Annotated in this window: 20 protein-coding genes; 8 read left to right on the forward strand and 12 right to left on the reverse strand. The window is 64.8% G+C overall.

Features of this window, described 5'->3' with window-relative positions:
• Positions 1-62: 62 nt before the first annotated feature.
• From AB3L03_RS14800 to coxB, 5 genes are all read right to left on the reverse strand, one after another.
• Positions 63-713, reverse strand: a complete 651-nt coding sequence (locus AB3L03_RS14800; RefSeq protein ID WP_204513203.1) for a cytochrome c oxidase assembly protein — start codon at positions 711-713, stop codon at positions 63-65.
• Between the two features lie 5 nt (positions 714-718).
• Positions 719-895 (reverse strand): hypothetical protein, encoded by a 177-nt coding sequence (locus AB3L03_RS14805; protein WP_026233922.1) that lies wholly within the window; start codon positions 893-895, stop codon positions 719-721.
• On the reverse strand, positions 892-1,836 hold the full coding sequence (locus AB3L03_RS14810; protein ID WP_085357795.1) for a heme o synthase: 945 nt from the start codon (positions 1,834-1,836) through the stop codon (positions 892-894). Before AB3L03_RS14810 ends, AB3L03_RS14805 begins: the two co-directional genes overlap by 4 nt.
• Positions 1,837-1,896: 60 nt before the next feature.
• Entirely contained in the window at positions 1,897-3,522 is a 1,626-nt protein-coding gene (gene ctaD, locus AB3L03_RS14815) for a cytochrome c oxidase subunit I (protein ID WP_007605061.1), read from the reverse strand.
• Between the two features lie 87 nt (positions 3,523-3,609).
• A complete protein-coding gene (coxB, locus tag AB3L03_RS14820) occupies positions 3,610-4,449 on the reverse strand; it encodes a cytochrome c oxidase subunit II (RefSeq protein ID WP_018460007.1) in 840 nt (279 codons plus the stop codon).
• Positions 4,450-4,898: 449 nt separating this feature from the next.
• On the opposite strand from coxB, the gene AB3L03_RS14825 reads away from it, so the two are divergent.
• The 5 genes from AB3L03_RS14825 to AB3L03_RS14845 all read left to right on the forward strand — a co-directional run bounded on the left by AB3L03_RS14825 (position 4,899) and on the right by AB3L03_RS14845 (position 8,695).
• Complete coding sequence (locus AB3L03_RS14825; protein ID WP_368508843.1) at positions 4,899-5,444, forward strand: invasion associated locus B family protein; 546 nt, start codon at positions 4,899-4,901, stop codon at positions 5,442-5,444.
• 118 nt (positions 5,445-5,562) lie between these two features.
• Entirely contained in the window at positions 5,563-6,990 is a 1,428-nt protein-coding gene (gene tldD, locus AB3L03_RS14830; protein ID WP_368508844.1) for a metalloprotease TldD, read from the forward strand.
• Positions 6,987-7,763 (forward strand): signal peptidase I, encoded by a 777-nt coding sequence (gene lepB / locus AB3L03_RS14835; RefSeq protein ID WP_368508845.1) that lies wholly within the window; start codon positions 6,987-6,989, stop codon positions 7,761-7,763. Before tldD ends, lepB begins: the two co-directional genes overlap by 4 nt.
• A 9-nt stretch (positions 7,764-7,772) precedes the next feature.
• Positions 7,773-8,120 carry an MmcQ/YjbR family DNA-binding protein gene (locus AB3L03_RS14840; RefSeq protein WP_368508846.1) on the forward strand — a complete coding sequence of 116 codons (348 nt, stop codon included), beginning with the start codon at positions 7,773-7,775 and terminating at the stop codon, positions 8,118-8,120.
• A gap of 8 nt (positions 8,121-8,128) precedes the next feature.
• Positions 8,129-8,695, forward strand: a complete 567-nt coding sequence (locus AB3L03_RS14845; protein ID WP_085351978.1) for a nucleotidyltransferase family protein — start codon at positions 8,129-8,131, stop codon at positions 8,693-8,695.
• 6 nt (positions 8,696-8,701) lie between these two features.
• Here AB3L03_RS14845 and AB3L03_RS14850 read toward each other — a convergent pair whose 3' ends face one another.
• The 3 genes from AB3L03_RS14850 to AB3L03_RS14860 all read right to left on the reverse strand — a co-directional run bounded on the left by AB3L03_RS14850 (position 8,702) and on the right by AB3L03_RS14860 (position 11,350).
• Complete coding sequence (locus AB3L03_RS14850) at positions 8,702-9,274, reverse strand: PAN domain-containing protein (RefSeq protein ID WP_018460013.1); 573 nt, start codon at positions 9,272-9,274, stop codon at positions 8,702-8,704.
• 111 nt (positions 9,275-9,385) lie between these two features.
• Positions 9,386-10,756 carry a glutamate--cysteine ligase gene (locus AB3L03_RS14855; RefSeq protein WP_368508847.1) on the reverse strand — a complete coding sequence of 457 codons (1,371 nt, stop codon included), beginning with the start codon at positions 10,754-10,756 and terminating at the stop codon, positions 9,386-9,388.
• A 99-nt stretch (positions 10,757-10,855) separates the two neighbouring features.
• On the reverse strand, positions 10,856-11,350 hold the full coding sequence (locus AB3L03_RS14860) for a MarR family winged helix-turn-helix transcriptional regulator (RefSeq protein ID WP_007599417.1): 495 nt from the start codon (positions 11,348-11,350) through the stop codon (positions 10,856-10,858).
• Between the two features lie 126 nt (positions 11,351-11,476).
• Between AB3L03_RS14860 and gstA the strand changes: the two genes are divergently transcribed.
• Positions 11,477-12,091: a glutathione transferase GstA gene (gene gstA, locus AB3L03_RS14865; protein ID WP_018460015.1), complete on the forward strand. Its 615-nt coding sequence runs from the start codon at positions 11,477-11,479 to the stop codon at positions 12,089-12,091.
• Positions 12,092-12,162: 71 nt separating this feature from the next.
• Here the strand turns inward: gstA and AB3L03_RS14870 are convergent, their stop codons facing one another.
• The 4 genes from AB3L03_RS14870 to AB3L03_RS14885 are packed head-to-tail and all read right to left on the reverse strand — an operon-like array spanning position 12,163 to position 17,876.
• The gene (locus AB3L03_RS14870) at positions 12,163-14,376 is read right to left on the reverse strand and encodes a 3-hydroxyacyl-CoA dehydrogenase NAD-binding domain-containing protein (RefSeq protein WP_368508848.1); all 2,214 of its coding nucleotides are present in this window, start codon (positions 14,374-14,376) and stop codon (positions 12,163-12,165) included.
• 18 nt (positions 14,377-14,394) lie between these two features.
• Entirely contained in the window at positions 14,395-15,603 is a 1,209-nt protein-coding gene (locus AB3L03_RS14875; protein WP_018460017.1) for an acetyl-CoA C-acetyltransferase, read from the reverse strand.
• Positions 15,604-15,660: 57 nt separating this feature from the next.
• Entirely contained in the window at positions 15,661-17,451 is a 1,791-nt protein-coding gene (locus AB3L03_RS14880; RefSeq protein WP_368508849.1) for an acyl-CoA dehydrogenase C-terminal domain-containing protein, read from the reverse strand.
• A 38-nt stretch (positions 17,452-17,489) separates the two neighbouring features.
• The gene (locus tag AB3L03_RS14885) at positions 17,490-17,876 is read right to left on the reverse strand and encodes a nuclear transport factor 2 family protein (protein WP_368508850.1); all 387 of its coding nucleotides are present in this window, start codon (positions 17,874-17,876) and stop codon (positions 17,490-17,492) included.
• A gap of 200 nt (positions 17,877-18,076) precedes the next feature.
• Here AB3L03_RS14885 and AB3L03_RS14890 point away from each other — a divergent pair, with 200 nt between their 5' ends.
• Together AB3L03_RS14890 and AB3L03_RS14895 are read left to right on the forward strand one after the other, a co-directional pair.
• Positions 18,077-18,667, forward strand: a complete 591-nt coding sequence (locus AB3L03_RS14890; RefSeq protein ID WP_018460020.1) for a PadR family transcriptional regulator — start codon at positions 18,077-18,079, stop codon at positions 18,665-18,667.
• Between the two features lie 360 nt (positions 18,668-19,027).
• Positions 19,028-22,465 carry a tetratricopeptide repeat protein gene (locus AB3L03_RS14895; RefSeq protein WP_247364182.1) on the forward strand — a complete coding sequence of 1,146 codons (3,438 nt, stop codon included), beginning with the start codon at positions 19,028-19,030 and terminating at the stop codon, positions 22,463-22,465.
• Positions 22,466-22,726 lie beyond the last annotated feature (261 nt).

Consider the following 22,726-nt stretch of genomic DNA (forward strand, 5'->3'; position numbering starts at 1 on the left):
CAATCCCGTGCCTGTCAGGCACTTATCCCCTTATTTCCAACCCCGGCGCGTGAGTCCGGAGATCAGAGATTTCCCTTGCGTTTGTCGTCTTCGCTGGCCGCGAGCGGCTTCACCACCGGATCCTTCACCGGATAGAACGTGTAGGACAGCGTGATCGTGTTGAGACCGTCGTTCTCGTGGTCGTCGGCAATCGACGGATCGACATAGAACACGACCGGCATCTCGCGCTTCTCGCCCGCCGCCATGGTCTGCTCGGTGAAGCAGAAGCAGTTGATCTTCTGGAAATAGGATCCGACCGTCAGCGGCGCGACATTGTAGGCGGCCTGGCCTGCGGTGGTCCGCGCGGCCTGGTTGGTCACCGTGTAGAAGACGGTCACGACTTGGCCTATATTGACCTCGATCTCGCTCTGCTCGGGCTCGAACTTCCAGGGCAGACCGGGCGCGACGTTGGAGTCGAAGCGTACCGCGATCTTCCGTGCGATCGGGCCGCTGGCCGGCGCCGAGGTCGCGACCTGGGTCGTGCCGTTGAAGCCGGTGGCGCGGCAGAACCAGTTGTAGAACGGCACCGCCGCGTAGGAGGCGCCGATCATCAGCGCGACCACGCCGCCGCAGATCGAGGCGACCACCGCGTCGCGGCCAAGCCCCCTGGCAGGCCTGCGCCCCTTGGTGGCCGTCCGGCTCTGATCCCGCGATATGGTCGGCTTCTGATCCATGTTTCCTACATCGGCCGGACGAGCACGGCCGGCCCCTTGACCATGGTCACGGCAAAGAACAGCACTACGAGCACGCCGAGCGCGAGTGCGATCGCGATCGAGCGCTGACGACGGCTCTTCTTCTGCGCCTCGGTGAGGACGATTCCGTCTATCTCGGGTTTGTCGGCCATCCCTGTGATCATGCGCCCCCTACCATCGGCGCAAGCGCCCGGAACACGACCTCGGCCAGCAAGGTCGCAAACAGCGCGAACAGATAAAGGATGGAGAACGCAAAAAGCTTGCGGGTCGCCCGCAGCGATTGGCTGCGCTCGCGACGGATATAGACGTTGATGGCGAACCCCAGCATGCCGGCGCCGAGGATTAGCGAGACGATGCCGTAGATGGCGTCGAAGTAGCCGAGCGCCCAGGGCGCGGCCGCGACCGCGATCAGCACGATGGTGTAGAGCAGGATCTGAAGCCGCGTCGCGTCGGGGCCGGCGACGTTGGGCAGCATCGGAATGCCGGCGCGCGCGTAATCGTCGGAGCGAAACAGCGCCAGCGCCCAGAAGTGCGGCGGCGTCCAGAAGAAGATGATGGCGAACAGCAGCAGCGGCTCGACATCGACCGTGCCTGTGACCGCGGCCCAGGCCACCACGGGCGGCAGCGCGCCGGCGGCACCGCCGATCACGATGTTCTGCGCGGTCCAGCGCTTCAGGCCGATCGTGTAGATCACGACGTAGAAGAAGATGGTGAAGGCGAGCAGCGCGCCCGCGATCCAGTTGACCAGGATGCCGAGCGTCATCACCGAGAAGAAGGCGAGCGTCATGCCGAAGGTCATCGCCTCGGGACGGGTGATGCGGCCGCGCGGAATCGGCCGGTTCGCCGTGCGCGACATCTTGGCATCGATGTCGCCTTCGAGCGCCATGTTGAGCGCGCCGGACGCGCCGGCGCCGACCGCGATGCAGAGCAGCGAGGTGATGGCCAGCACCGGGTGGAAATGCCCGGGCGCCATCGCCATTCCGACCAGCGCGGTGAAGATCACCAGCGACATCACCCGCGGCTTCAGGAGCGCGATGTAATCGCCAACCTCCGCTTCGGAGATGCGGGGATTGATGTCGATGGCGTTGTGGTCGAGGACGGACACTAGACTGACTCGCTTGGTTGTCGAGCCGCGGCGCCCGTCACGGGCGCCGCGAGCATTGGCTTACTGCACGCGGGGCAGCACTTCGAACTGGTGGAAGGGCGGCGGCGAGGGCAGCGTCCATTCCAGCGTGGTCGCACCTGCACCCCACGGATTGTCGCCAGCCGGCACCTTCTTCGCGAAGGCGTCGATCACGCAGTAGAGGAAGATCAGCACGCCGAAGCCGGAGATATAGGAGCCGACCGACGAGACCAGGTTCCAGCCCGCGAACGCGTCGGGATAATCGACATAGCGGCGAGGCATGCCCGACAGACCGAGGAAGTGCTGCGGGAAGAACACCAGGTTCACGCCGATGAAGGTGACCCAGAAGTGCGCCTTGGCGAGCCCTTCATTGTACATGTAGCCGGACATCTTCGGGAACCAGTAGTACCAGCCGGCGAAGATTCCGAACACCGCACCGAGCGACAGCACGTAGTGGAAGTGCGCGACCACGTAGTAGGTCTCCTGGAGCACGCGGTCGACGCCGGCATTCGCCAGCACCACGCCGGTGACGCCGCCGACGGTGAACAGGAAGATGAATCCCACCGCCCAGATCATCGGCGCGCGGAACTCGATCGAGCCGCCCCACATCGTGGCGATCCACGAGAAGATCTTCACGCCGGTCGGGACCGCGATGACCATCGTGGCGGCGACGAAATAGGCCTGCGTCGCCGAGGACATGCCGACCGTGTACATGTGGTGCGCCCACACCACGAAGCCGATGCCGCCAATCGCGACCATGGCGTAGGCCATGCCGAGATAGCCGAACACGGGCTTGCGCGAGAAGGTCGAGACGATCTGGCTGACCATGCCGAAGGCGGGCAGGATCAGGATGTACACTTCGGGGTGACCGAAGAACCAGAACAGATGCTGGAACAGCACGGGATCGCCGCCGCCTTCCGGATTGAAGAACGTCGTGCCGAAATTGCGGTCAGTGAGCAGCATCGTGATCGCACCGGCGAGCACCGGCAGCGACAACAGCAGCAGGAACACCGTCACCAGGATCGACCACACAAACAGCGGCATCTTGTGCAGAGTCATGCCCGGCGCGCGCATGTTGAAGATGGTGGTGATGAAGTTGATGGCACCAAGAATGGAGGAGGCGCCCGCCAGATGCAGCGACAGGATCGCGAAGTCGACGGCCGGCCCCGGATGGCCGGAGCTCGACAGCGGCGCGTACATGGTCCAGCCGGCGCCGACACCGTTGGCGCCCGGCTCGCCCTCGACGAAGGTCGACATCAGCAGCAGCGCGAACGAGGCCGGCAGCAGCCAGAACGAGATGTTGTTCATGCGCGGGAACGCCATGTCGGGCGCGCCGATCATGAGCGGCACGAACCAGTTGCCGAAGCCGCCAATCATCGCGGGCATGACCATGAAGAAGATCATGATCAGGCCGTGGGAGGTCACGAACACATTGTAGGTGTGCGTTTCGTGGAAGATCTGCACGCCCGGATACATCAGCTCGGCACGGATCGCGATCGACATCGCGGCGCCGATAACGCCGGCGATGACCGCGAAGATCAGGTACATCGTGCCGATGTCCTTGTGGTTGGTCGAATAGACGTAGCGCCGCCATCCGGTCGGATGGGCGTGCTCGTCATGTCCGTGGTCTTGCGCGTGATCGCCGTGTGCCGCTGCGCTCGTTGCCATTTTCTAATCCTGCCTTGCGTCCCGATCGGACCTTTGGAGGTCCCGCCTTATGTCGCTTTCAGTTTCCTCGAACCCTGCGCCCGGCGCTCACTGCGTCGGGCCGGCCGTGGAGGCGTAGGTGCTGGTGCCGCCGCTCGCATATTTCTTCTTCGCGGTCTCGACCCAGGAGGCGAACTCCTGGTCGCTCACCACACGGATCGCGATCGGCATAAAGGCGTGGTCCTTGCCGCACAATTCCGAGCACTGGCCGTAGAACATGCCGGTCTTGGTGGCCTTGAACCAGGTTTCGTTGAGCCGGCCCGGAATGGCGTCGATCTTGACGCCGAAGGCCGGCAGCGCAAAGGCATGAATCACGTCGGCCCCGGTCACCTGAACGCGAACCACCTTGTTGACGGGCACCACCATCTCATTGTCGACGCCGAGCAGACGGGGCTGCTTGTCCTGGGCCATCAGCGAGTCGAACTCGAACTTGCCGTTATCAGGATAGGCGTAGGACCAGTACCACTGCTTGCCGGTCGCCTTGATGGTCAGATCCGCCTTCGGCACGTCGAGCTCGAGGAACAGGAGACGGAACGACGGCACCGAAATACCGACCAGGATCAACACCGGCACGAGCGTCCACGCCACCTCGATCAGCGTGTTGTGCGTGGTCCGCGACGGCACCGGATTGGCTCTCGCGTTGAACTTCACGACAACGATCACGAGCAGCGCCAGAACGAACAGCGTGATCAGCGTGATCAGCACGAACAGGAAATTGTGGAACCAGACGATGTTGTCCATCACCGGGGACCCGGACTGCTGAAGCGTCCACTCCCACGCAGCCGGCTGCCCCAGCTCGGCAAATGCCGCACCGCCCGTCGCCAGCGTCAGACCCGCCACGGCCAATCCCAGCAAGTGCCGGCCCACCGGGCCCATCGACATCTTCATGCCGTTCGCGCTCCCCTAACGAAATCACCCCAAGTGCATTCCCCTATTTTCGGGAAACGCTTTATTCGATCCCCCCGTCTGACAAACCGCCGCGCAAGAATACCTCTAAGAGGAATTGGGGCCAGATCGCTAGAACGCCGAAATCAAGCCTCTCAAACCATAATTCTTGATCTATCGCAATGCAGTCTTGAGCCTCGTCTGTCAGCCATCACCCGCAAGATATTTCCTAGTAACATCAGACAAAAATACCATTTCCCGGGATGCTGCCGCTTGACAGCGGAATTGCCCGCGGTAGGCACTTGGCGCACAGCCGCACAGGAACCTGATTCGTGCGGGCGATTGCGGCCGGGGCGGCGTGGAATTTGCTTGCGAATCGCCTTCAAGACGCCGTCATTCCCGTATCAGTCCGCCTGACGCGAGCGACCCAGGCGAGCAGAGGGACCGACCCGATGGGGTTTTCGAGATCCATGGCAAGGCGGGCTAAAAGCCAGGCTGGCAGCCTCACGATGCTGGCCGCTCTGCTGGCGGCGGTCGTCGTCCTGGCGCTTCCGGGCCTCGCCCATCCGCAGGGCGCGGTGCGCTCCGTCCATGGCGACTGGCAGATCCGCTGCGACACCCCGCCGGGCGCCCAGTCCGAGCAATGCGCCCTGATCCAGAGCGTGGTGGCCGAAGACCGCTCCAACGCCGGCCTGACCGTGATCGTTCTCAAGACCGCCGACCAGAAGAGCCGCCTGATGCGGGTGGTCGCCCCCCTCGGCGTTCTCCTGCCCTCCGGCCTCGGCCTCAAGCTCGACAACCAGGACGTAGGCCGTGCCGGCTTTGTCCGCTGCCTGCCCAATGGCTGCGTCGCCGAGGTCGTCATGGACGACAAGCTGCTCGGCCAGCTCCGCACTGCCAAGACCGCGACCTTCATCATCTTCGAGACCCCGGAAGAAGGCATCGGCTTCCCGCTCAGCCTGAACGGGCTCGGCGAGGGCTATGACAAGCTGCCGTAGTGCGAAGGGCGGTTAGGCCCGCGAATCCTATTGTTTCCGTAATGTGAGACTTGGCGCCCTCGCGGAAGTGCCGGGAAACCATTATCTTGCCTCACATCCCCCGATAATGGACGGACGCATGACCAACCCTGCCACAACCTCCCTGCTCGACCGCGCCAATCTCGACCGCGACCAGGTTCGCAACGAGCTCGCGCGCGGGCTTGCCGGTGCCGACGACGGCGAATTGTTCCTGGAATACAGCCAGACCGAAGCGCTGATGTTCGACAATGGCCGGCTGAAGCAGGCGACCTACGATACCTCGCAGGGTTTTGGCCTGCGCGCCGTCAAGGACGACGCAGTCGGCTACGCGCATTCCTCCGACGTGTCGCTGCCGGCGCTGATTCGCGCCGCGGACGCGGTCGCGGCCGTGCGCGGTGGCTATTCCGGCAACTTCGCCGCGCCTCCAGCGCATACCAACGTGCGGCTTTACAGTGACGACAATCCGCTTGATGCCCCCGGCTTCGAGACCAAGGTCAAACTGCTCGCCGAGATCGACGCTTATCTGCGCGACAAGGATCCGCGGGTGCGGCAGGTCAGCGTCAGCCTGGGCGCGACCTGGCAGGTGGTCGAGATCCTGCGGCCCGACGGCGAGAGCTATCGCGACATCCGCCCGCTCGTGCGCGTCAACGTCTCCGTCGTCGCCGGTCAGGGCGACCGCCAGGAGAGCGGCAGCAAGGGCTATGGCGGCCGCGCCGGCTACGCCGAATTCATCGAAAGCAAGAACTGGCGCGACGCCGCCGACGGCGCGTTGCGTGAGGCTCTGGTCAACCTGGAATCGATTCCCGCCCCCGCCGGCGAGATGGACGTCGTGCTCGGGGCCGGCTGGCCCGGCGTGATGCTGCATGAGGCGGTTGGCCATGGCCTCGAAGGTGACTTCAACCGCAAGAAGACGTCCGCGTTTGCCGGCCTGATGGGCCAGCAGGTCGCGGCCAAGGGCGTGACCGTGGTCGACGACGGCACGATTGCCTCGCGCCGCGGCTCGCTGTCGATCGACGATGAGGGAACGCCGACCAACCGCACCGTGCTGATCGAGGACGGCGTCCTGGTCGGCTACATGCAGGACCGTCAGAACGCCCGCCTGATGAATATGAAGCCGACCGGCAACGGCCGCCGCCAGGGCTATGCCCACGTGCCGATGCCGCGCATGACCAACACCTACATGCTGGCGGGCGACCGCGATCCGGCCGAGATCCTCGCGTCGGTGAAGAACGGCGTCTTCGCCGCGAATTTCGGCGGCGGCCAGGTGGATATCACCTCGGGCAAATACGTGTTTCAGTGCACCGAGGCTTACAAGATCGAGAACGGCAAGATCGGTGCGCCCCTGAAGGGCGCCATGCTGATCGGCAACGGGCCGACCGACCTGCATCGCATCCGCATGATCGGCAACGACCTCGCGCTCGATACCGGCATCGGCACCTGCGGCAAGAACGGTCAGGGCGTGCCGGTCGGCGTCGGCCAGCCGTCGCTGTTGATGGAACGCATTACGGTGGGTGGAACAGGCGGATGAGCGTCGAGAAGATAACTGTCACCACCAAGCGGAAGAGCAGCGGCTGGGGCGGCCAGCTGGTGCAGCTCGCCGGCATCGTCGCGGTGGTGTTCATCGCCAAGGGTGCGCTGGCCGAGCCGTTCTACGTGCCGTCGGGCTCGATGGAGCCGACGCTGTTGATCGGCGACGCCTTGATCGCCTCGAAATTCCCCTACGGCTACGGCACCTCGTCGCTGCCGATCCAGATCAACCTGCCCGAGAGCGGCCGCGTCTTCGCGGAAACGCCGAAGCAGGGCGACGTCGTGGTCTTCCGCTGGCCCGGCGACCGCTCGCAGGCCTGGGTCAAGCGCGTCGTGGGCCTGCCCGGCGACCGCATCCAGCTGCGCCAGGGCCAGCTCTTCGTCAACGATCGCCCCGCCGAGTTGAAGCCGGACGGCGTTGGTGCCGCCGAGGACGACAATGGCGGCAGCGAACCCGCCTATCGCTATGTCGAGACGCTGCCGAACGGCGTCTCGCATCTGATCTTCAAGATGCGTGACAACGGTCCGCTCGACAACACGCAGGAAGTGACGGTGCCGGCAGGCCATCTCTTCGTGCTCGGCGACAACCGCGACAATTCCGCCGACAGCCGCGTGCCCTTGCGCTCCGGCGGCGTCGGCATGTTGCCGATCGACAATCTGGTCGGCCGCGCAGACGCCGTGCTCGGATCCTGGGATCTCGGTATCCGGGGCCAGCCGGTGTGGACCTGGCTGTCCGGATTTCGCATGGCGCGGTTTTTCACCGCCGTGCATTGAACCGATCTCATGACCTTCGACGACGTCAGAAAATTCGCACTGACGTGGCCGGAGGTCGAGGACGGTACCTCCTACGGCACGCCCGCACTAAAGGTGCGCAAGAAGATGCTGGCGCGTCTGAAGGAAGATGGCGACAGCCTGGTGATGCCGGACGTCCCGCTCGACGAGCGCGCGATGCTGGTCGAGAGCCAGCCAAAAATCTTCTACTTCACCGATCACTACGCCGATTATCCGATAGTGCTGATCCGCCTGTCCAAGGCAAAGCGCGCGATCGTGGAGTCGCTGCTGCGGCGGCGTTGGCGCGCGCTGGCTTCGAAGGCGGCGCGAGCGGATTATGATGCACGCGTGAGCGCGTGACGACTGTCATGGATGAGGCCCGCTTCCTCGCGCTGGCGCTAAAGAACCCGATTAACGTCGCGATTCTCGATGAGCTCCACCAGCTCGCGCTGCCCGATGCGTGGCTGGTCTCGGGATGTCTCGTGCAATCGGTTTGGAACGTGCTCACCGGCCGTGCGATCGATTACGGCATTGCCGATTACGACGTCTTCTACTTCGACCCTGACACCTCCTGGGACGCGGAGGACGTCGTGATCCGCAAGCTGCAAGCGCGCCTCGATCATCTCGGCGTCAAGATCGAGACCCGCAACCAGGCACGCGTGCATCTGTGGTACCCGGCCAAGCACGGCCTGCCCTATCCGCCGCTGTCGTGCTCGACTGACGGTATCGACCGTTTCCTCACACAGAACACGCAAGTGGGCGTGCGGCGCTCGGACGACGGTTTCGACGTTTATGCGCCGCACGGCTTCGATGACGTGGCGGGCTTGATTGCACGCCCCAATCCAAGCCCGAATTTCTCCGCAGCGAATTACGCGGTAAAGGCCGCGAGATGGAGGGCGTTGTGGCCCGAGCTTACGGTGATTGCGCCGGAATGATCCGAGCTATCTCACCACGCCCGACGTGAATCCCGCCTTCCGCCGCGGCGGCTTGATCTCCTTTTTCAGGAAACAGCGCGCTTCGCGTCCCGTGTAGCCCGGGCGGGCATAGGTGAAGGCGCGGCATTTGTTGTCGGCGGTGCACACGGCCTTGCAGGCTTCTTCGCCTTCGCCGTCCTTCATCTCGAAATTGCGCAAATCGCCGCCGGGGCGGTCGATGGAGGTCTCCACGCCTTCGACACGCGGCTCGATCACACCGGCGCCGCGCACGCCGGAGATGCAGCAGCTTCCCGGCACGCGCGCAGGCACCGTGTTCTTCAGCCAGCACACCGCCGAGCCGCCTTCGATGTCAGGATAGTTGAAGCTCCACGAGCGGCAACGGCGGTCGCGCTCGCACAGCAGCGCGCAATCCTCGGGATCGCCCGACGTGACCGGAGAGCTGAAATAATCTCCGCCTGGCCGGTCGAACGCCGTCTGGGCGCGCGCAGGCCAGCTCGCAAACACGAGCGAAAGCAACGCGGCGCAGGCTACGACGCCTGCCAGGACGCTTGCCATGACGGCCAGGCGGCCCTTCCCCATCGGAACAGCTTTCGAGTTATTGACGACGCTCGGGTTTTTCAGCTGGCCATTTGATCGCCGCAAACCTGTACGGGCGATGAACGGCCCGAGTCCGATCGTTTTGCCTTGGGTCTAGAACGCGTATTCCGCGTAGGCCGGTTCCACCGAGCGGTTCCAGGGACCGTTGAACTTGTCGAGCATCTCCTCAGCCGGCGTGCGGCCGGAATCGATAATGCGATCGAGCGGCTCCAGATGCCTGGTCTCGTCGCGGCCAAGCTGGTCGATCCGGCCGCGCCGGCGCAAGCCGGCATGCGCCAGAACGAGGCACTCCTTGGCGATCTCGAACAGATAGCGGTCCTTGATTCGCGACTTGAACCCGAAGCGTGGCACGTCGTCGCGCAGCGCCTGACGCTCATGCGCGGTCCAGTGCTTCACGAGGTCCCAGGCGGCATCCAGCGACACATCGTCGTAGAGCAACCCGGCCCAGAACGCCGATAGCGCCGGCAGACGGCCCCACGGGCCACCGTCGGAGCCGCGCATCTCGAGATAGCGCTTGAGCCGCACCTCCGGGAAAATCGTCGAAAGATGGTTGGCCCAGTCCGACAGCGTCGGGCGTTCCCCGGGCAAATTGTTGTTGCGGCCATCGAAGAAGGCGCGGAACGAGGAGCCCGAGACGTCGATGTAGTCCTCGTCGCGCTTGACGAAATACATGGGCACGTCGAGCGCGTAGTCGACATAGCGCTCGAAGCCCATGCCGTCCTCGAATGCCCACGGCATCATGCCGGCGCGCGCGTTGTCGGTGTCGCGCCAGATCTCGGACCGGAAGGAGAGAAAGCCGTTTGGCTTGCCCTCGGTAAACGGCGAATTGGCGAACAAGGCGGTTGCGGCCGGCTGGAGCGCGAGCGAGACACGCAGCTTCTTGACCATGTCCGCTTCGGAGGAGAAGTCGAGATTGGTCTGTACCGTGCAGGTCCGGTACATCATGTCGAGGCCGTACTGGCCGACCTTCGGCATGTAATTGGTCATGATCTTGTAGCGGCCCTTGGGCATCACCGGGATGTCGGCGCGCGACCAGGACGGCGTCATGCCGAGGCCGAGGAAGCCGATGCCGAGCGGCGTTGCGATCTCGCGCACCTGCGCCAGATGCGCCATCAGCTCACTCTGGGTCTGGTGCACGTTCTCGACGGGGGCACCCGAGAGTTCGAACTGCCCGCCAGGCTCGAGCGAGATCGCGCCGCCGCCAGTGACGTCGTAGAGGCCGATGATGTTGCCCCTCTCCATGATCGGCTCCCAGCCGAGCAGGAGTTTCATGCCTTCGAGCAGCGCGCCGATACCGCGCGCGCCCTCGTAGGGCACCGGACGGTGGCCTTCGAGCGTGAACGGTGTCTTCTCGTGCTCGGTGCCCATGCGGAATTCGGACGGGTCCTTGCAACCAGCCTCGAACCACGCGACGAGTTCGTCGCGCGATTGCAGCGGCGTCATATCGATCTGGTCTCGCGCCATATCAGACTCTAATCAAAAGCGCTTCGATCGAACGCGCGTGGGTGACAGGGATGGTCCGCGCAGCCACCGGCTGCACGGACGAGCTGGTTTGCCGCGCGATCATCGCAACGGCGTGGTTTCGTTGACGTGGGCAGGCGGCAGTTTCATCTCGCCGCACGAGCAGCCCAGACGGTCGAGCAGACCGCTGAGCTTCACGGCATCCGCATCGGACAGCTTCGAACCGACATATTTCTCGATCGCGGCCGAATAGGCGCCCCACATCCGCTTCTGCAATTCGCGGCCGGCTTCCGTGATCTCCACGAATTGGCCGCGCTTGTCGATCTTGCATTCACGCCGCGAGGCGAGGCCTTCGTCGACCAGGCGGTCGATCAGGCGCGATGTCGAATATTGCGGGATCAGCATCTGCCGTTCGAGCTCGACCGGCCGGAGCTCGCCCGAGGGCGCCCGTGACAGTTCGAGCAGCGCGTCATACCATGCCAGCGGCGGGAAGCCGGCCTTCTTCAGGTCCTGCTCGACGCAATTGAGCACGCGGCTCTGTACCCGCATCAAGCGGATCCAGGCGGAAGTCGCCTCGGTCGATGGTTTGCGTTTCATGGTCCCGCTCAAGCTCGTCGCCCGTCTCTTACCCTATTCGATGCACCTGCATCAATCTTGACTATTTCAAGCAGATGCATGTAGTCGTTCTTTCGCCTGAACCAAGCAACAAGAGGAGGAAATTCCATGAAATTGTACTATTCGCCCGGTGCGTGCTCGCTGTCCCCCCATATCGCGCTCCTGGAAGCCGGCCTGCCCTATGAACTGGTCAAGGTCGATATTCGGGCCAAGAAGCTCGAAAACGGTGAGGATTATCTGAAGCTGAACCCCAAGGGCCAGGTCCCTGCGCTGGGCCTCGATAGCGGAGAGATCGTGACCGAAGGCCCGGTGATTGTCCAGATGATCGCCGATCAGGCCTCAGCCAAGGCGCTGGCGCCGGCCCACGGCAGCGCCGAGCGCTACAAGCTGCTCGAATGGCTGAACTTCCTCACCTCGGAGGTCCACAAGAGCTTCGGCCCGATGTTCGCGCCGACGCTGAACGACGAGGCCAAGGCCTTCTTCAAGGACCGCGTCATGGGCAAGCTGAAATACATCGACAGCCAGCTCGCCGGCCGCGACTACCTCATGGGCAAGCAGTTCACGGTGGCCGACGGTTATCTCTTCACGATGCTGACCTGGGGCGACCGGATGAAGTTCGACCTCTCGGCGATGCCGAACCTTGCCGCGTACAAGACCCGCGTCGCGGCGCGGCCGCAGGTGCAGGAAGCGATGAAGAAGGAAGGGCTGATCCAGGCTGCCTGAGCGCACATGCGAAAGGCCGGATCGAAAATCCGGCCTTTCGTATTTTTTATCCCGGCTACGGGTTCAGAGAATCACGCCGCCGCCTTCTTCGGAGCGAAGCGGCCGTAGAAGGTTTCTCCCTTCGCGGCCATCTCCTCAAGGAGCTTCGGCGGGGTGAAGCGCGAGCCGTATTTCGCTTCCAGCTTGTGGCAAAGCTCGACGAATTTTTTCGGGCCCATGAAGTCGATATAGGACAGCGTGCCACCGGTGAACGGCGCGAAGCCGAAGCCGAGGATCGAGCCGACATCCGCTTCGCGCGGATCGGTGATGACGTGGTCCTCAACGGTGCGCGCGGCCTCCACCGCCTGCACTACCAGGAAGCGCTGCTTCAACTCCTCAACGTCGAGGGTATCGGGATCGAGCTGCTTCGGCTGCAGCGCGGACAAGCCCGGCCACAGGCTCTTCTGGCCCTTGCCCTTCTCGGGGTAATCGTAAAAACCCTTGCTGTTCTTGCGGCCCAGACGGCCCTGCTTCTCGACCATCTCCACCATCAGCTTCTTCTGATCGGGATTGATGGCGTTGGGGCCGAGGTCGGCTTCCGTCGCCTTCATGATCTTGAGCCCGAGGTCGAGCGCGACCTCGTCCGACAGCGAGAGCGGGCCGACCGGCATGCCGGCCATCTTGGCACAGTTCTCGATCATCGCCGGCGGCACGCCCTCGAGGAACATCTCGTTGCCCTCGGCGACGTAGCGGCCGACGCAGCGATTGGCGAAGAAGCCTCTGGAGTCGTTGACGACGATCGGCGTCTTGCCGATCTGCCGGACGTAGTCGAGCGCGGTCGCGATCGCGAGATCGCCGGTGTTCTTGCCCTGGATGATCTCGACCAGCATCATCTTCTCGACCGGCGAGAAGAAGTGGATGCCGACGAACCTGCCTTGGTCCTTGAAGGATTCCGCCAGCGAGGTGATCGGAAGCGTCGAGGTGTTGGACGCGAAGATCACGTCCGGCTTCATGTGCTCCTGCGCCTTGGCAAAGGTATCAGCCTTGACCTTGCGGTCCTCGAACACGGCCTCGATGACGAGATCGACGTCCTTGAGCGCGGAATAGTCCGCGGTCGCCGTGATGCGCGCGAGCAGCGCTTCTGCGTCGCCGGGCTTGGCGCGGCCCTTCTTGATCTGCTCCTCGATCACCTTTTGCGCATGCGCCTTGCCCTTGTCGGCGCTCTCCTGGTCGCGATCGATCAGGACGACGTCGAGAGCGGCACGGGCTGAGACATAGCCGACGCTCGCGCCCATGAAGCCGGCGCCGATCACGGCGATCTTCTTCACCTTGGTCGGCGGCACATCCTTCGGACGGCGCGCGCCCTTGTTGAGCTCCTGCATCGACAGGAACAGGCTGCGGATCATCGCAGCCGCTTCCTTCGAGCGCAGCACCGAGGTGAAGTAGCGCGACTCGACACGGAGCGCGGCGTCGATCGGCAGCTGCAGGCCCTCGTAGACGCAGCTCATGATCGCGCGTGCGGCCGGATAATTGTCGTAGGTCTCGCGGCGATAGATCGCGTTGCCGGCCGGGAACATCATCATGCCGGCCTTGGAGAACACCGGACCGCCCGGCAGCTTGAAGCCCTTCTCGTCCCAGGGCGCAACAGCCTTGCCGCCGCCCTTGATCCAGTCCTTTGCCGCCTTGACGAGGTCGGCGGCGGGAACGATGGCGTGGATCAGATTCAGCGCCTTGGCTTTCTCGATCGTGACCGGATCGCCCTTGAGCAGGATCGTCATCGCGTCCTGCGGCGGCACCAGGCGCGGCACGCGCTGCGTGCCGCCGGCGCCCGGGAACAGGCCGACCTTGACCTCGGGCAGACCGAGGCGGGTCTTGGGATTCTCCGCCGCCACGCGATAGTGGCAGCACAGCGTGATCTCGAAACCGCCGCCGAGCGCGAGCCCGTTGATCGCCGCCGCCCACGGCTTGCCGGAGGTTTCGATCGAGCGCAGCACCTGCGAGAAGCGCCGGCTCTGCTCGAACAGCATCTGGTTCGCGGCCGTCTCGCCCTGCTCCCCAAACACTTTTGCGTAGGCCTGATTCATGCCCTCGAGCATGGACAGATCGGCACCCGCGCAGAACGCCTCCTTGGCAGAGGTGATGACGACCCCCTTCACCACGGCGTCGGCCGTGGTCGCCTTGACGATCGCGTCGAGCTCGCTGGTCGATGTCTCGTCGAGCACGTTCATCGAACGGCCCGGGATGTCCCAGGTCACGAGCGCGATGCCGTCGGAATCGGTCTCAACCTTGAAGTTCTTGTAAGCCATGCTGGTTGCTCCCTGCCCTTAGACGCGTTCGATGATGGTCGCGGTGCCCATGCCGCCGCCGATGCACAGCGTCACCAGTGCGGTCGCCTTGTTGGTGCGCTCGAGCTCGTCGAGCACCGTCCCGAGGATCATGGCACCGGTCGCGCCGAGCGGATGGCCGAGCGCGATCGCACCGCCATTGACGTTGATCTTGGCGTTGTCGATGTCGAAGGCCTGGATGTAGCGCAGCACAACCGAGGCGAAGGCCTCGTTGAGCTCGAACAGGTCGATGTCCGACTTCTTCATGCCCGAGCGCGCGAACAGCTTTTCGGTGACATCAACCGGGCCGGTCAGCATCATCGCGGGCTCCGAGCCGATATTGGCGAATGCGCGGATCCTTGCACGCGGCTTCAGTCCGTACTTGCCGCCGGCTTCCTTGCTGCCGAGCAAAACGGCGCCGGCACCATCGACAATGCCCGACGAATTGCCGGCGTGGTGCACGTAATTGACGCGTTCGATTTCCGGATGCGACTGCACCGCGACGCCATCGAAGCCGCCCATCTGCGCCATCATCGTGAACGCCGGCTGCAGCTGCGCCAGCGACTGCATCGTCGTCGAAGGACGCATATGCTCGTCCTTGGCGAGGATGGTGAGGCCGTTGATGTCCTTCACCGGGACGACCGACTTGTCAAAGCGGCCTTCTTCCCAGGACTTCGCCGCACGCTGCTGGCTCTGCACCGCATAGGCGTCGACGTCGTCACGCGAGAAGCCGTATTTGGTCGCGATCAGATCGGCCGAGACACCCTGCGGCATGAAATAGGCCGGCACTGCCATCGAGGGGTCCATCGGCCAGGCGCCGCCGGAAGCGCCGATGCCGACGCGGCTCATCGATTCGGCGCCGCCGCCGATCACGAGCTCGTGCTGGCCGCTCATCACCTGGGCTGCGGCAAAATTCACGGCATCGAGGCCGGAGGCGCAGAAGCGGCTGATCTGGACGCCCGGCACCGCTTCGCCGAGGCCCGCCTTCAGCGCGGCAAAGCGCGCGATGTCGGAGCCGGCTTCGCCGACCGGATCGACCACGCCGAGAATGACGTCATCGACGGAATCTTCGGGGAGGTTGTTGCGGTCCTTCAGCGCCTTGAGCGGCACGGTCGCGAGCGCGAGCGCGGTGACTTCGTGCAGCGCGCCGTCCGCCTTGCCGCGGCCGCGCGGGGTGCGGACGTGGTCGTAGATGAATGCCTCAGGCATGACGCCCTCCTGATGTGATGATCTTGTGGTCGTGATCCGGTCGCAGCGAAAGCGGCTTCAGAACGCTTCCGCCGGCAGTTCCATGATGGTGGCGCAGCCGGCCTGGATGCGCGCGAGATTGGCGGCGGTCTCCGGCAGCATCCGCTCCATGAAAAAACGGCCGGTGACGAGCTTGGTCGAGAGATAGGGCGTCGCACCGCTCTCGGCAATCTTGCCCTGCGTCACCTTCGCCATCTTCGCCCACATATAGCCGAGCGCGACGAAGCCGAAGAGATTGAGGTAATCGGTTGCGGCGGCACCGGCATTGTCGGGCTTGGCCATCGCGTTCTGCATCAGCCAGGTGGTGGCCTGCTGGAGATGGCCGAGCGAGGCCGAGAGCGGAGTGATGTAGGGCTTCATCGCCTCGTCGCCGCCGTTCTCCTTGGCGAAGGCCATGACCTCGCCGAAGAACGCCATGATGGCGCGGCCGCCGTCGCGCGGCAGCTTGCGGCCGACGAGGTCGAGCGCCTGGATGCCGTTGGCGCCTTCGTAGATCATGGCGATGCGGGCATCGCGCACGAACTGCTCCATGCCCTGCTCGGCGATATAGCCGTGGCCGCCATACATCTGCTGCGCCTGCACCGCGTTGGCGAAGCCGTAATCGGTGAGAAAGCCCTTCAGCACCGGCGTCATCAGGCCCATGTGATCATCGGCGGCCTGGCGGTCCTTGGGATCCTCGGAGCGATGGGCGACGTCGCTCTTCAGCGCGGTCCACATCACGAAGGCGCGCGCGGCCTCGTTGAAGGCGCGGATCGACAGCAGCGTGCGGCGCACGTCGGGATGGACGATGATCGGATCGGCCGGCTTGTCCGGCGCCTTGGCACCGGTGAGCGAACGGCCCTGGATGCGATCCCGCGCATAGGCGACCGCGTTCTGATAGGCCACTTCCGACTGCGCGAGACCCTGCACGGCGACGCCGAGGCGGGCCTCGTTCATCATCACGAACATGCCCTGCATGCCCTTGTTCTCTTCGCCGATCAGCCAGCCGGTGGCGTTGTCGTAGTTCATCACGCAGGTGGAATTGCCGTGAATGCCCATCTTGTGCTCGATCGAGCCGCAGACCACGCCGTTGCGTGCGCCGACCGAACCATCGGCATTGACCAGGAATTTCGGCACCACGAACAGCGACACGCCCTTGATGCCGGCGGGCGCGCCCTCAATGCGGGCAAGCACGAGGTGGATGATGTTGGGCGCGAGGTCATGCTCGCCGGCCGAGATGAAGATCTTGGTGCCCGTGATCTTGAAGCTGCCGTCGGCCTGCCGCACCGCCTTGGTGCGGAGCATGCCGAGATCGGTGCCGCAATGCGGCTCGGTCAGGTTCATGGTGCCGGTCCACTCGCCCGCCACCATCTTCGGCACGTAGGTCTGCTTCTGCTCCGGCGTGCCGTGGACGATCAGCGCCGCGGTCGCGCCCATGGTGAGGCCGCCATACATCGAGAACGCCATGTTGGCGGAGATCTGGAATTCGTTGACCGCCTGGCTCAGCGTCACCGGCAGACCCTGGCCGCCGAACTCGGTTGGTGCCGACAGGCCGAGCCAGCCGCCCTCGGCGACCTGCTTGAACGCCTCCTTGAATCCCGTCGGCGTGGTGACGCTACCGTCATCGGCGCGCTTGCAGCCTTCGAGATCGCCCACGCGATTGAGCGGCTGCAGCACTTCTTCGGCGAGCTTGGCAGCTTCGCCGAGAATGGCTTCGCGCACGTCGCTCGACGCGTCGGAGAAGCCGGCCAGATTGTCGTAGCGGTCGATCTGGAAGACGTCGTTGAGCAGGAAGTTCACGTCTTCGACGGGGGCTTTGTAGATCGGCATGGTGGTCTCCCGGCAGGCCTTGAAGTGACGGTATTGGCTTAGGATTGAGTGGCGGCAAGCTGTTCCGCCATCAGGCGATGCAGCATGTTGATCGCCTTCAGCGGCCGCACCATCACCTTGAAATGCGTGATGCGCCCCTCGCCGTCGAAGCTGATGATGTCGACGCCGTTGATCTCGATGCCGTCGATCATGGTCTTGAATTCGAGCACGGCGCCGCTCTCACTCTTCCATTCACCGACATAGCTGAAGCCGGGACCGCCAAGCACCTTCTCAGCGCTGGCCAGATATTTGAAGGTGATGTCGCGGCCGCGCTGCGGCGCGTGCACGACAGGGCTTTCGAAGACGGCGTCGGGATGGAGCAGGTCCCAGAGCGCTGCCCGGTCATGCGACTTAATGTAGCCGTACCAGGACTCGAGGCCGGTCATTCAGGTGCCTCCCTAAAAGGCTCGGGCAAAAAACGCGAAAACAACCCCATGCACAGTAGCGCGAAGGTTGACTCCATTGGGGTTTTCGGGGCGGTTTTTGCCCTCGTTATCGGGTCGCCTCATATGCACATTGACGCATATGCGCCGATGCGCATAAAGTCAAGCCAATTCGTTAAGATCGACAACAGGAGGACCGGGTCATGGCTTTGGGCGACGCAATCCTCGCTTGCCTGACGGAACGTCCGATGACGGGCTACGAGCTCGCCAAGACATTCGATTCCTCGATCGGCTTCTTCTGGAAGGCCGACCACCAGCAGATCTACCGCGAGCTCTCCAAGCTGCGCGACCGCGGCTACATCCAGGGCCGCGAGGTCGTGCAAACCGGCAAACCCAATAAACTGATCTATACGCTGACTCCGGAGGGCCGAACAGCGCTGCGGCACTGGGCCGCGCGGCCAAGCACGCCCCCTTCCATCAAGGACGATCTCCTGGTGCGGTTGCATGCGCTCGACAGCATCGGCCTCGAGCCCATGCGCACCGACCTGATGGCCCGGCTCGAGCACCACCGCGATCGCCACGAGAACTACGAGCGCATCCTGAAGAAGCGCTTCCCGGAAGGGGCGGCGTCCGGCGTGCTCGACCTCGGTAACCTGCTGCTGCTTCAGCTCGGCGCCCGGCACGAGCAGATGGTGGCCGATTTCTGCGAAGAGGCGCTCGAGGCCCTGTCGGCGATGAGCGCAAGCGGCACCGTGGTGCCGCTGGAGGATGGCAAGCGCGAGGGCAAGGGCTGAGGGGCTGGCCAGACGCCATGACGTGCCGTTGCGTATTATTCCGCTGTCATCGCCCGCCTTGTGCGCAATTGCGCACGGGGGCGGGCGATCCAGTATTCCAGAGGCTGCGCGGCTGGAATCGAGAGGCTGCGGGTACTGGATGCCCCGCTTTCGCGGGGCATGACAGCGGTGGGTGTCGCACCCCGCCGCCCAACTTTAAGACACCGTCAACGGGTTCCTTAACCCGTTATTTACCGTAACAGACAAAAGTCGGTTTTCGAGGCAGACGACCCGCGCCAAATCCGATTGTCTTTGCAACCGGCACGCGAGGGAAGACTGGAGGCGCCGGATGGGGCGCCGGAGTCGGAACCGGACAGAGTCATGAATTCGCGCGTATCGTGGAGTGTTGACGGCATCGATCCATCCGTCCGGGAGCGGGCCGAAGCTGCTGCGCGTCGCGCCGGCATGTCACTCAACGATTGGCTGAACTCCACGCTCGGCGAGACCGCCCCGCCAAACTTTCGCGGACTTTACGACCAGCGTCCGCAAGCCCAGAACGTCCCGAGCCAGGTACCGACTCAAGTACCGAGCCAGGAAAGCCGCGAAGTTGCCGACATCCACCAGCGGCTCGACGCCATCACCCAGCAGATCGAGCGGATTTCAAAGCCCGCGCCGCGGCAAGATTCTTCGCGACAAGATACTCCGCGACAAGACGTTTCGCGCGAGCAGGGCGTTGCGCGCCAGCTCAACGACGCGATCTCGCGGCTCGATGCAAGGCTGTCGCAAATCTCAAAGCCGCAGCAGGCTCCGGCACCACGACAGGCCCCCGTTGAAACGCGCCAGCGCCAGGCCGATGCGGTCGAGCGCGCGGCAGCACAGGTCTATCGCAACTCACCGCCCCTGAGCCCCGCTTCGTTCGACGTCGCGGTGGCCGAGATCACCGCACGGCAGAGCGAGCTCGACGGCTTTACGCCCAGGCAGATGCCGCCGCGCGCCGCGCCGCCGATCGCGCCCGCGGCAGCTCCTTACGCGCCCCCGATGGCGCCGCCCGCGCCTGCCTATGCTCCGCCGCCACCCCAGCCGGGGCCGGATTTCTCTGCGCTTGAGCGCCATCTGCTCAAGATCACGAGCCAGATCGAATCGCTGCAGCGCCCTGACAATACCGAGCAGGCGATCAACACGTTCCGCAGCGAGCTTGCGGAGATCCGCAACGCCATCACCGAGGCGATGCCGCGCCGCGCGATCGAATCGATCGAGAACGAGATCCGCTCGCTGCATCGGCGCATCGACGAGACCCGCTCCAACGGCACCGACGGTCAGGTCCTGTCCGGCATCGAGCACGCGCTGTCCGAGATCAAGCAGGTGCTCCGCACGCTGACGCCGGCCGAGCAGCTCACCGGCTATGACGAGGCGATCCGCAATCTCGGCGCCAAGCTCGATCTGATCCTGCGCGCCAATGACGATCCGTCGACGGTCCGCCAGCTCGAAGGCGCGATCTCGGCGCTGCGTGGCATCGTCTCCAACGTTGCCTCCAACGAAGCGCTGGCACGGCTCTCGGACGACGTGCAGCTGCTGTCGTCCAAGGTCGACCAGGTCACCCGTGCGTCCGGCCAAGGCGACAGTTTTGCGGTGCTGGAACAGCGCATCGCGGCGCTCACCGCCGCTCTGGAAACGCGCGAGCGCCCTCAACCATCCGAGAGCAGCGAGCAGCTCGAAAGCGCGATCCGCGCCCTGTCTGACCGTTTCGATCGCATGCAGGTCGGCAACGACTCGGCTTCGACCTTCGCTCATCTTGAACAGCGGGTCTCGTATCTGCTGGAGCGGCTCGAGGCCGCCTCCGATCCGCGCAACGGCAATTTCAGCCGCGTCGAGGACGGGCTGCACGACATCCTGCGCCACCTGGAGCGGCAGCAGGCGACCTATTCCGCGCTGGCCGAGAGCCGCAACTCCGCGCCGCCCGCCGATTCCGGCATGGTCGATCTCGTCAAGCGCGAGCTCTCCGACATCCGCTTCAGCCAGGCCGAGACCAACCGGACCACCCAGGATTCGCTGGAGGCCGTCCACAACGCCCTTGGCCACGTCGTCGATCGTCTCTCGATGATCGAGGGCGATCTTCGCAATGTGCGCACCGCGCCGCCCGCCCCTGCGGCGCAGCCGATGCCGATGCCGATGGCCGCTCCCATGGCGCCCGCGCCGATGGCGCACGAGCCGCGGCCGCAGCAACAGCAGCACCCGAAATACGATCCGAAGCCCGAGCTGCCCAATCCAGCCGCCGCGCAGGCGGCGCACGCCGCCTTCGCCGCCGCGCCGCGCGAATTCCAAGCCGCCGCGCCGGCGGCGCCGCCGCCGATGCCGATGGCACCGCCGGTTCCGCCACGCGCGATCAGCGAAATCCTGGAGCCGCATACCGCGCCCACGCGCGCCGCGCTTGCGCCCGAACTGCCGCCGGATCATCCGCTCGAGCCGGGCACAAGGCCGGGTGCACGCATCGCCACGCCGTCCGAGCGCATCGCTGCGTCCGAAAGCGCAATCAGCGAAATCCCGGCCGCGCCCAAGGAGCCGGTGTCGTCGTCGAGCTTCATCGCTGCCGCGCGCCGCGCAGCGCAAGCCGCCGCCGCGCAGCCACCCGAGAAAACCGGCCGGGCCGCCAAGGCGTCTGCCGGTCGCGCCAAGGACAAGGGCCAGGAAGGCGGGTCGACCATCACCTCGAAGATCCGCTCGCTGCTGGTCGGCGCGAGCGTGGTCGTGATCGTGCTCGGCACCTTCAAGATGGCGATGAACCTGCTCGATGGCAGCAGCTCGTCGCCAGCGCCGCAGGCGATGGAGAATACGTCGAGCGAGCCCGCGCCGCGAGCCCTGCCGTCCATTGAGAACAAGCCCGCCGCGCCAGAGCAGGTCACGCCCTCGATGACCTCGCCGACGCCGATCGGAAAGCAGTCGCAGAACAATGCCGCGCCGGGGTCCGTGACGAGCCCGAGCGGCACCGCTTCGGTCGAAATCCCGCAAACCGCGGCGCCAACCCCGCCTGCGGCGTCGAGCGACGTCACCGGCGCGCTGTCGGGCACGAGCCGCGCGAAACTCGCGATGATCCAGGTGCCGCCGACCGAAAAGCTGCCTGACGGCATCGGTGGCCCCGGCTTGCGCACCGCCGCGATGAAGGGCGATGCGACCGCGGCCTACGAGATCGGCGTGCGCTTTGCCGAGGGCAAGGGCGTGGCCGCGAATTACGACGAAGCCGCCAAATGGTACGACCGTGCGGCGCAGGCCGGCGTCGTGCCCGCAACCTTCCGCCTCGGGACACTCTACGAAAAGGGTCTTGGCGTGAAGAAGGACGCCGACATCGCCCGCCGCTACTACACGCAGGCGGCCGAGCGCGGCAACGCCAAGGCGATGCACAATCTCGCGGTGCTCGACGCCGATGGCGGCGGACGCGGAGCCAATTACAAGAGCGCGGCACTGTGGTTCCGGAAGGCCGCCGACCGCGGCGTCGCCGACAGCCAGTTCAACCTCGGCATCCTCTATGCCCGCGGCATCGGGGTCGAGCAGAACCTCGCCGAGTCCTATAAATGGTTCACGCTCGCCGCCGCCCAGGGCGATGCGGACGCGGCCGGCAAGCGCGACGACGTCGCCAAGCGGCTCGACCCGCAATCGCTCGCCGCCGCCAAGCTCGCGATCCAGACCTTCAGCGCCGAACCGCAGCCCGACGACGCCGTCAATGTTGCGGCCCCGAACGGCGGCTGGGACAGCGCCCCGCAGGCCAACGCGAAGCCTGCGCCGAAGCCGGTTGCCGCCAAGCGCGCGGCCTCGGCTGTGCATTAATCGGTTTAGTACGCTTTCTCCTCTTGTCGTCGCCCGGCTTGACCGGGCGACCCAGTATTCCAGAGGCGTCGGTTGGATACGGAGAAGCTGCGGCGTAGTGGATGCCCCGGTCAAGCCGGGGCATGACGGCGGAGAAGGTGGCGGAATGCTCGGTTCGCTGCGAGCCGTGATCTGATCTCTCTAAGCCCATTCACCACGCCCGAAATTCCTGGTCCCGCCGGCCACCGAATTCCGCTATTGAAGGGCGCGGCAATCGTTCTG

Source organism: Bradyrhizobium lupini, assembly GCF_040939785.1.
Taxonomy (GTDB): domain Bacteria; phylum Pseudomonadota; class Alphaproteobacteria; order Rhizobiales; family Xanthobacteraceae; genus Bradyrhizobium; species Bradyrhizobium canariense_D.

Coding starts and splice junctions, on each gene's coding strand:
- AB3L03_RS14800 (WP_204513203.1), bottom strand. CDS start 713: ATGGATCAGAAGCCGACCATATCGCGGGATCAGAGCCGGACGGCCACC.
- AB3L03_RS14805 (WP_026233922.1), bottom strand. CDS start 895: ATGATCACAGGGATGGCCGACAAACCCGAGATAGACGGAATCGTCCTC.
- ctaD (WP_007605061.1), bottom strand. CDS start 3,522: ATGGCAACGAGCGCAGCGGCACACGGCGATCACGCGCAAGACCACGGA.
- coxB (WP_018460007.1), bottom strand. CDS start 4,449: ATGAAGATGTCGATGGGCCCGGTGGGCCGGCACTTGCTGGGATTGGCC.
- AB3L03_RS14825 (WP_368508843.1), top strand. CDS start 4,899: ATGGGGTTTTCGAGATCCATGGCAAGGCGGGCTAAAAGCCAGGCTGGC.
- tldD (WP_368508844.1), top strand. CDS start 5,563: ATGACCAACCCTGCCACAACCTCCCTGCTCGACCGCGCCAATCTCGAC.
- lepB (WP_368508845.1), top strand. CDS start 6,987: ATGAGCGTCGAGAAGATAACTGTCACCACCAAGCGGAAGAGCAGCGGC.
- AB3L03_RS14840 (WP_368508846.1), top strand. CDS start 7,773: ATGACCTTCGACGACGTCAGAAAATTCGCACTGACGTGGCCGGAGGTC.
- AB3L03_RS14845 (WP_085351978.1), top strand. CDS start 8,129: ATGGATGAGGCCCGCTTCCTCGCGCTGGCGCTAAAGAACCCGATTAAC.
- AB3L03_RS14850 (WP_018460013.1), bottom strand. CDS start 9,274: ATGGGGAAGGGCCGCCTGGCCGTCATGGCAAGCGTCCTGGCAGGCGTC.
- AB3L03_RS14855 (WP_368508847.1), bottom strand. CDS start 10,756: ATGGCGCGAGACCAGATCGATATGACGCCGCTGCAATCGCGCGACGAA.
- AB3L03_RS14860 (WP_007599417.1), bottom strand. CDS start 11,350: ATGAAACGCAAACCATCGACCGAGGCGACTTCCGCCTGGATCCGCTTG.
- gstA (WP_018460015.1), top strand. CDS start 11,477: ATGAAATTGTACTATTCGCCCGGTGCGTGCTCGCTGTCCCCCCATATC.
- AB3L03_RS14870 (WP_368508848.1), bottom strand. CDS start 14,376: ATGGCTTACAAGAACTTCAAGGTTGAGACCGATTCCGACGGCATCGCG.
- AB3L03_RS14875 (WP_018460017.1), bottom strand. CDS start 15,603: ATGCCTGAGGCATTCATCTACGACCACGTCCGCACCCCGCGCGGCCGC.
- AB3L03_RS14880 (WP_368508849.1), bottom strand. CDS start 17,451: ATGCCGATCTACAAAGCCCCCGTCGAAGACGTGAACTTCCTGCTCAAC.
- AB3L03_RS14885 (WP_368508850.1), bottom strand. CDS start 17,876: ATGACCGGCCTCGAGTCCTGGTACGGCTACATTAAGTCGCATGACCGG.
- AB3L03_RS14890 (WP_018460020.1), top strand. CDS start 18,077: ATGGCTTTGGGCGACGCAATCCTCGCTTGCCTGACGGAACGTCCGATG.
- AB3L03_RS14895 (WP_247364182.1), top strand. CDS start 19,028: ATGAATTCGCGCGTATCGTGGAGTGTTGACGGCATCGATCCATCCGTC.